This window comes from Buttiauxella sp. S19-1 (assembly GCF_022134725.1).
Taxonomy (GTDB): Bacteria; Pseudomonadota; Gammaproteobacteria; order Enterobacterales; family Enterobacteriaceae; genus Buttiauxella; species Buttiauxella ferragutiae.
In genome coordinates this window covers 1-1,234 of record NZ_JAHWLU010000249.1, presented here as the reverse complement: position 1 = coordinate 1,234, position 1,234 = coordinate 1, and the positions used below count along the sequence as shown (strand labels likewise).

Genomic DNA, 1,234 nt, shown 5'->3' with positions numbered 1-1,234 from the left:
CCTCAACATGCTGCTCGTATGACCACCTGTCTTGTTCACCTTTTTCGAGTCTTCGGCCTTTATCATCATAATCGCCAGTACCAATCCCCCCTAAATTAGAGTCAGAATATTTTTTTTCAAAATGACTTATTTCATGGCAAAGTGTCGCTACACGAGAGCCCACTCCCATGACATTTTCACAAGTCCTGATGCCCAAGTTCTTTTTTCTCCCTGTAAAATTTATCCCTATATTAATCATATAGTCTTTTTGTTGTTCAGAGTTCACAAAGGCGGCGAAGGTTTTCGGACCTTTATAGTCATCCGGAAACTTATAATTAGTGAGGGCGTTAGGGGTATCAGGATCATAAATTTTATTTAGATAGCTTTCTGGCGTTAATGTCGCCTTTATTTCAATAAGTCTTCTGACACAATCGTTCATGACATCCAATGCTGTCATTTCTACAATGTTTTTTACTCCCTTAACAGGGAGGTTGACATGGATAATACGCTTACCTTCTGAACCAAATATTTCATAAAATTCCGACTGTTCTTTTTCGCCCCAAGTTTCAAGATCTTTTTTTCTTTGCATCAGGACTCTGTCCATTGCTTCTGATGCTTCTTTCATCATTGCGTTAAAATCATTTATTTTGCATTGATTAATGATATTAGTATTTTTTTTAGGTTTACCTTTCGTTGTGTCACTCATTTTTCACCCCCCCAAAAAGTATCGAAATCTCGGCTGAATAGTTTAACTTCAATCTCTTTATCATCATCCTGAATGAATAGTTCTGTATTCCCCTGTTTATCTGTTATTCCTTCCCTCTGTGTTCCATCAGCGAAATAAGCAATATATTTTATGTCAATATAGGGAGAGCCATCAGTATCTTTGAAGTTAAACAAGATCTTATACTGGTCAGATTCATCCTCATCTTTCGGCTCATCTTTCCCGCCTGAGCTGCCTCCATTGCCGGAATTATTTCCACCACCGTTATCCTGTGGCTGCTCAACGGGTGCATCTCCCTCACCTGCCAGCGCATTCAGCACCGCCGGCAGTTGCGTGTGCACCGGATCCCCCGGTCTGCCGCCGCTGTTAAGGTTGATTTTCAGCCCGCTGATATCCACGCCGCTGGGGTGTATCACCACAAACGAACTTCCCACCCGCAGCGTGATTTTCGTATTGCTCTGCAGCACGATATCGCCCTGTGCATCCGTGCCCAGCGCACCCGCCACTTTCTGGGCCAGGTCGCCTTTGACC

1 protein-coding gene and 1 pseudogene are annotated in these 1,234 nt (G+C 43.0%); both read right to left on the bottom strand.

Features of this window, described 5'->3' with window-relative positions; translation table 11 throughout:
* On the bottom strand, positions 1 to 685 hold a 685-nt coding region (locus tag MES37_RS24390), incomplete at its 3' end, for a hypothetical protein (RefSeq protein ID WP_237932825.1).
* Positions 682 to 1,234 (bottom strand): annotated as a pseudogene (locus tag MES37_RS24385) (hypothetical protein); the annotation flags it as partial. The pseudogene MES37_RS24385 and the gene MES37_RS24390, both read right to left, overlap by 4 nt.